A 6,112-nucleotide genomic window follows, 5' to 3' on the forward strand; every position below is an offset into this window, starting at 1 on the left:
GTCGCTGTTAACACGAACGGAATTCCCCCCGACATCGCAGAGGTCTGTCCGAGCCTAGCGGGCCACCGCCAGATACCGGTTGTACCGCCGCTCCAGCGTCCGGAAGAGCCAGCTGATCGCCAGCGTCAGCAGGTAGTAGATCACCCCCGCGATGCCGAAGACCAGGATCGGCTGATAGGTGGCCGAGGCCGCGAGCTGCGACATCCCCATCAGCTCGAGCAGCGTGATCGTGGAGGCGAGCGCCGTCCCCTTCATCAGGATGATGACCTCGTTCGAATAGGCCGGCAGCACGATCGAGAAAGCCCTGGGCAGGATCACCAGCCGGTAAGTGGTAAAGGTCGACATGCCCGACGCCCGGGCCGCCTCGACCTCGCCGCGCGGCACGGCCAGGATGCCGCCGCGCAGGATCTCGCCGGAGTAGGCGGCGGTATTGAGCGAGAAGGTGATGAGGGCGCAGACGTAGGCCTCGCGCAGGAAGGGCCAGAGGACGGAATCGCGCACGAAGTCGAACTGCCCGAGCCCGAAGTAGATGAGGAAGATCTGCACGAGGAGCGGCGTGCCGCGGAAGAAGAGCGAATAGGCGGTCGCGATCCCGTGGACGAGCCGGTTCTCCGACAGCCGCGCCAGGGCCACCGGGACGGCGATGACGAGGCCGAGGATCCCGGAGATCACCACGAGCTGGATGGTCAGCCAGGTGCCGGTCAGGAAGTCCCAGCCGTACGCGTTGATGATATCGAGCGCCGCCTGCACGCTCAGCTCCTCCGCACGCCGCGGCTCGCCCGCTTCTCGAGGCGAGCGAGGATCACCATGGAGACGAGGGTGATGGCGAGGAAGATCAGCGCCGCGAAGAGGTAGAAGTTGAACGGCTCGCGCGTCGACTGCGCCGCTTGGTTCGACTTGCGCATCAGATCGTCGAGCCCGATCACCGAGACGAGCGCGGTGTCCTTCACCGTCCCCTGCCAGAGGTTGCCGAGGCCGGGGATCGCCACCTTCCAGATCTGCGGCAGCTGGATCAGTCGGAAGCACTGCCAGGCGGTGAAGCCGTAGGCGCGGCCCGCCTCCACCTGCCCCTTCGGCACCGACTGGAAGGCGCCGCGGAAGGTCTCCGAGGCATAGGAGCCGAAGACGAGCGACAGCGCCACGAGGCCGGCGAGGAACGGACTCACGTCGACCGAGATGCCGAGGACGTCGTTCAGGACCTGGCTGCCCCCGTAGTAGATGACGAGGAGGACCAGGAACTCTGGGATGCCGCGCAGGAAGTTCGTCACCGCGAAGGCGGGGCGCGAGAGCCAGCCGTGCCGCGACATCTTCGCCATGGCGAGCGCCAGGCCGAGCACCAGCCCGACGGCAACGGTCGAGACGGCAAGGAGCAGCGTGATCTTCAGCCCCTGCATCAGCAGCGGAAAATAGTCGATCAGGTTCTGCATCCAGCCGCTCCGCGCCCGGGGCCCACCTACTTCGCCCGCCTACTTCGGCGCGATGTCGACGGAGACGTACTTGTCGTTGATCGTCTTGTACTCGCCCGACGCGATGAGGGCGGCCAGCGCGTCGTCGAACTTCTGCTTCAGCTCCGCGTCGTCCTTGCGGAGCCCGATGCCGGCACCCGAGCCGAGGATCTCCGGGTCGTAGACCGGCTCGCCCACCGGGGCGAAGTCGGCGCCGTCGGGCGAGGCGAGGAAGTCCTGCAGCGGCACGGAATCGGCGAAGACGACGTCGATCCGCCCGCTGGCGAGGTCGAGGTTCGCCGCGTCGAGCGTGTCGTAGAACTGCACCCGCGCGCCGGGGTAGGTCGCCTTCACGTAGTCGGCCATGGTCGTGCCGCGCTGGACGCCGACCGTCTTGCGGTTGAGGCCGTCCTCGGAAATCTCGATGCCGGAGTCCTTCGCCGCCACGAAGAGCGCCGGGACGCTGTAGTAGGGGCCGGCGAAGGCGATCGCCTCCTCGCGCTCGGGCGTGATGAACATCGAGGCGATGATCGCGTCGATCTTGCCGGCGTTGAGCGCCGGGATCAGCCCGTCGAAGGACTGGTTCACGATCTCGCAGCTGGCGCCCATCTCCTTGCAGAGCGCGTTGGCGATGTCGATGTCGAACCCGGTCAGCTCGCCCGAGGGCAGCACCCAGGCGAAGGGCTTGTAGGAGGCCTCGGTGCCGATCTTCAGATCCTGCGCCAGCGCCGGCAAGGCCAGCGAGAGAGCCAGGCCGAGGCCGAGGGAGACGATCTTCTTCATGCTTGCGTTCCTGCGTTGGGCCCGGACCGGCCGCGGTCGGGCGGATGGGTCATGTCTGCATGCGCCGCGCATGGTGGCGCCCGCGCACGCTTGTCGCACGCGTGCGACAGCGATCAAGCGGTTGAAAGCATTCATGTATCGCGAAAATATTCACTGATTCTTCATGAAGGTTACCGTGGCCGACGCCGCAGGATGGCGCTTTCGCAGACGTCTCGCATATCGGCTCGGTCATTTCAGGCTCCCCGAGAGGAATTGTCGGAACCGCTCCGACTTCGGATTCGCCATGACCTCGCGCGGCGCCCCCTCCTCCTCGACCAGCCCCTTGTGGAAGAACATGAGCCGGTTGGCCGCCTCGCGCGCGAAGCCCATCTCGTGCGTCACCACGAGCATCGTCCGACCCTCCGCGGCGAGGTCGCGCATCACCTTCAGGACCTCGTTGACCAGCTCCGGGTCGAGCGCGCTCGTCGGCTCGTCGAACAGCATCACCTCCGGATCCATCGCCAGCGCCCGCGCGATCGCCACCCGCTGCTGCTGCCCGCCGGAGAGCTGACCCGGATAGTGGCTGCGCTTGTCGGCGACCCCGACCTTGGCCAGCATCGCCTCGCCCTTCGCCGCCGCTTCCGCCTTCGGGCGGCCGAGGACGTGGATCTGCGCCGCCGTGACGTTCTCGAGCACGGTCATATGCTGCCAGAGGTTGAACTGCTGGAACACCATGGCGAGCTTGGCGCGGATGCGGTCCACCTGCTTCATGTCGGCCGGCACCGGCTCGCCGCGCCGCATGGTCATGCGGATGAGCTCGCCCTTCACCCGCACCTCGCCGCCGTTCGGCATCTCGAGCAGGTTGATGCAGCGCAGGAAGGTGGACTTGCCCGAACCCGAGGAACCGAGGATCGCGACGACGTCATGCTCGTGCGCGGTGAGGGAAATGCCCTTCAGCACCTCGTGGGCGCCATAGGACTTGCGGATGTCCCTGATCTCGAGCGCTACCGGTGCCGCGCTTCGGGATCCGTTCACCGCCGCCACTTGTCCCCCCGCATGCATCCGCCGGCGTCACGGCGCCGGCCTCGCCGGTCACTCTAAGCCCATTGTCGCGCGCGCGTCTACGCACGCGTTCCGACAGCTTCCGCCGCCGGACGGGCGCTGCTATCGTCGCGCATGGCACCCATGCCTACGCTCTGTCGCGACTGTCTGACCGCCTCCGACGCGCCCGGCAGATGCCCGGCATGCCGCAGCCCGCGCACTGTCAGCCATCCCGAGCTGGCGGCCCTCGCGATCGCGCACCTCGATTGCGACGCCTTCTATGCCGCGGTTGAAAAGCGCGACGACCCCTCGCTCGCCGACCGGCCGGTCATCGTCGGCGGCGGCGCCCGCGGCGTCGTCTCGACCGCCTGCTACATCGCGCGGCTGAGCGGGGTGCGCTCGGCCATGCCGATGTTCCGGGCGCTGAAGCTCTGCCCCGACGCCGTGGTGATTCACCCGCGGATGCAGCACTACGTGAAGGTCTCGCGCGAGATCCGCGCCATCATGCTCGAGCTGACTCCGGCGGTCGAGCCGCTCTCGCTCGACGAGGCCTTCCTCGATCTCACCGGAACCGAGCGCCTGCACCACGCGCCGCCGGCCGTGCTCGTTGCGCGCCTGCAGGCGCGGATCGAGCGCGAGATCGGCATCACCGCCTCGGTGGGGCTCTCCCACAACAAGTTCCTCGCCAAGATCGCCTCGGACCTCGACAAGCCGCGCGGCCTGCGGCTGATCGGCCGTGGCGAGACCGAGGATTTCCTCGCCCGCCAGCCCGTCTCGATCATCTGGGGGGTCGGCCGCGCGACGGTCGCGGCGCTCGAGCGCGACGGCATCCGGACCCTCGCCGATCTGCGCGGCCGGGACCGCCGGGCGCTGCTGCTGCGCTTCGGCAGCCTCGGCGACCGGCTCTACCGTCTCGCGCGCGGCGAGGATGCGCGCCGCGTCGTCGCCGATCAGGCTCCGAAGTCGATCTCGCACGAGACCACCCTGGCCGAGGACACCTCGGACCCCGACCTGCTGCGCTGGCACCTCTGGACGCTCTGCGAGCAGGTCTCGGCCCGCGCGAAGGCGCACGGGCTGGCCGGCGCGACCGTCACGCTCAAGCTGAAGCGGAGCGATCACACCATCCTGACGCGGCGCCAGTCGTTGCGGACCCCCACGCAGATGGCCGACCGCCTTTACCGGACGGGGCTGCCCATGTTGCGCCGCGACATGGATTCGGCGCCGTTCCGCCTGATCGGAATCGGCCTGGCGACGCTCTCGCCGGCGCATGGCGCGGATGCGGAAGACGATCTCCTCGCCCCCGAAACGGCGCGCAGGCTCGCCGCAGAGCAGGTTGCGGACCGGATTCGCGCCCGTTTCGGCCAGGAAGCGATCAGTTTCGGCCGTTCCCTCCGCTGAAACGGTGGGGAACGATGCTTTTTTGTGCAGGCCGGCGGAAAGCGCCGGTCCGCGGCGAAAAATCCAAACTCTCTGGTTGACTATGTTGCGGCGCGGCATAAGCTAGGGCCGTGATGCGTTGCATCATACACGCCCTACGGGCGTTTCCTCCCTAAACTTGGGCCGTGCCTCGTGCACGGCCTCTTTTTTCCTATTCGGCGGCGACCGGGAGCCGGCGCGGCTCAAGGGCGGCGAGGCCGACGGCCACTTCGCCGATGCGGGCGGCGACCTCGTCGAAGCCCGGGAGGCGCTCGATGCGGGTCTCGTCCATGTAGAGTGCGCGGTCGATCTCGATCTGCATCGCCTGCACGCCCTGGGCCGGGCGGCCGTAGGCCTGGGTGATGTAGCCGCCGGCGAAGAGGGCGTTGCGGGCCACGCGGAAGCCCTGGGCGGCGAAGAGGTCGGTGGCGGCGTCGACGAGCCAGCGCTGGCAGGCGGCGCCGAAGCGGTCGCCGAGGATGATGTCCGGGCGGCGGCCGCGGACCGCGGGGGTGGCGTTGAGGGCGTCGTGCGGCATGGAATGGCAGTCGACGAGGATCGCCATGCCGTGCAGCGCGCGCGCCTCGGCGAGGAGGGTGCGGAGCCGGTCGTGGTAGGGGTGCCAGCAGTCGCGGATCCGCCGTTCCGCCTCGGCCAGGGTGAGCTTGCCCTGCATGATCGCCCGACCCTCGCCGACGACGCGGGGGATGACGCCGAGGCCGGCGGCGACGCGGGCGTTGAGGTAGCGGCGGGAGGCGCCGGCGATCAGCGCCGGGTCGAGGTCGTCGGCGGCGCGGTTGAGGTCGATGCAGGCGCGGGGGACGCGGGCGGCGAGGAGGGGGGCGCCGGCGCCGGGGGCGGCGGCGAAGAGCTCGTCGACGAAGGCGTCCTCGGAGGAGCGGATCTGCAGCGGCGTGAGGCTCGAGCGGCGCAGGAAGGCCGGCGGATATTCGGCGCCGCTGTGGGGGGAGCTGAAGACGGCGCAGGAGCGCCGTCCGGGGGGCATCCGCAGTACGTAGACCGGATTCTCCATGCGCTTTCCTGCCGTGGCCCGGGCGGACTATAGCGCGCGGGCCCGGCGGGCGAAATGGCTTGAACCCGGGCGCGGGCCACTCTATAGGACTGCCGACGAAGCGGGCGGACCCTGGCCGGGCCGGGGGGCGTGCGTTTCCGGGCGTATAGCTCAGCGGGAGAGCACTACGTTGACATCGTAGGGGTCACTGGTTCGATCCCAGTTACGCCCACCATTTCGCCCCGGAAGGGGCGTCGTCGCAACCGAGGCGCGAGCCGCGCGCGCCGCAGGAAAGGAGAGAGGCCATGAAGGTCGTGAACTCGCTTCGCTCCCTGAAGCAGCGCCACCGCGATTGCCAGGTCGTGCGCCGCAAGGGGCGGGTCTACGTCATCAACAAGACCCAGCGCCGCTTCAAGGCCCGCCAGGGCTGACGGCG

At 68.9% G+C, this 6,112-nt stretch carries 7 protein-coding genes and 1 tRNA gene; 3 read left to right on the top strand and 5 right to left on the bottom strand.

Going from position 1 to position 6,112, the window contains the following annotated elements:
- Nucleotides 1–54 precede the first annotated feature (54 nt).
- The 4 genes from Q0112_RS08660 to Q0112_RS08675 form a co-directional block, all read right to left on the bottom strand.
- Nucleotides 55–750, bottom strand: a complete 696-nt coding sequence (locus Q0112_RS08660; RefSeq protein ID WP_297974008.1) for an ABC transporter permease — start codon at nt 748–750, stop codon at nt 55–57.
- 2 nt (nt 751–752) lie between these two features.
- On the bottom strand, nt 753–1,427 hold the full coding sequence (locus Q0112_RS08665; RefSeq protein WP_297974010.1) for an ABC transporter permease: 675 nt from the start codon (nt 1,425–1,427) through the stop codon (nt 753–755).
- Between the two features lie 39 nt (nt 1,428–1,466).
- Nucleotides 1,467–2,228, bottom strand: coding sequence for a transporter substrate-binding domain-containing protein (locus tag Q0112_RS08670; protein WP_297974013.1), 762 nt, complete (start codon nt 2,226–2,228; stop codon nt 1,467–1,469).
- A gap of 228 nt (nt 2,229–2,456) precedes the next feature.
- Nucleotides 2,457–3,242: an ABC transporter ATP-binding protein gene (locus Q0112_RS08675; RefSeq protein WP_297974015.1), complete on the bottom strand. Its 786-nt coding sequence runs from the start codon at nt 3,240–3,242 to the stop codon at nt 2,457–2,459.
- A gap of 150 nt (nt 3,243–3,392) precedes the next feature.
- On the opposite strand from Q0112_RS08675, the gene Q0112_RS08680 reads away from it, so the two are divergent.
- The gene (locus tag Q0112_RS08680; protein ID WP_297974017.1) at nt 3,393–4,646 is read left to right on the top strand and encodes a DNA polymerase IV; all 1,254 of its coding nucleotides are present in this window, start codon (nt 3,393–3,395) and stop codon (nt 4,644–4,646) included.
- 190 nt (nt 4,647–4,836) lie between these two features.
- On the opposite strand, the gene Q0112_RS08685 is transcribed toward Q0112_RS08680, so the two are convergent.
- Nucleotides 4,837–5,697 (bottom strand): N-formylglutamate amidohydrolase, encoded by an 861-nt coding sequence (locus Q0112_RS08685; RefSeq protein WP_297974020.1) that lies wholly within the window; start codon nt 5,695–5,697, stop codon nt 4,837–4,839.
- Between the two features lie 139 nt (nt 5,698–5,836).
- On the opposite strand from Q0112_RS08685, the gene Q0112_RS08690 reads away from it, so the two are divergent.
- Both Q0112_RS08690 and ykgO read left to right on the top strand, forming a co-directional pair.
- A tRNA-Val gene (locus Q0112_RS08690) sits at nt 5,837–5,911 on the top strand.
- Nucleotides 5,912–5,981: 70 nt separating this feature from the next.
- Nucleotides 5,982–6,107, top strand: a complete 126-nt coding sequence (gene ykgO, locus Q0112_RS08695) for a type B 50S ribosomal protein L36 (RefSeq protein WP_297974023.1) — start codon at nt 5,982–5,984, stop codon at nt 6,105–6,107.
- The last annotated feature ends 5 nt before the right edge of the window (nt 6,108–6,112 follow it).

The organism is uncultured Amaricoccus sp. (genome assembly GCF_937858865.1).
GTDB lineage: Bacteria > Pseudomonadota > Alphaproteobacteria > Rhodobacterales > Rhodobacteraceae > Amaricoccus.

Coding starts and splice junctions, on each gene's coding strand:
- Q0112_RS08665 (WP_297974010.1), bottom strand. CDS start 1,427: ATGCAGAACCTGATCGACTATTTTCCGCTGCTGATGCAGGGGCTGAAG.
- Q0112_RS08670 (WP_297974013.1), bottom strand. CDS start 2,228: ATGAAGAAGATCGTCTCCCTCGGCCTCGGCCTGGCTCTCTCGCTGGCC.
- Q0112_RS08680 (WP_297974017.1), top strand. CDS start 3,393: ATGCCTACGCTCTGTCGCGACTGTCTGACCGCCTCCGACGCGCCCGGC.
- Q0112_RS08685 (WP_297974020.1), bottom strand. CDS start 5,697: ATGGAGAATCCGGTCTACGTACTGCGGATGCCCCCCGGACGGCGCTCC.
- ykgO (WP_297974023.1), top strand. CDS start 5,982: ATGAAGGTCGTGAACTCGCTTCGCTCCCTGAAGCAGCGCCACCGCGAT.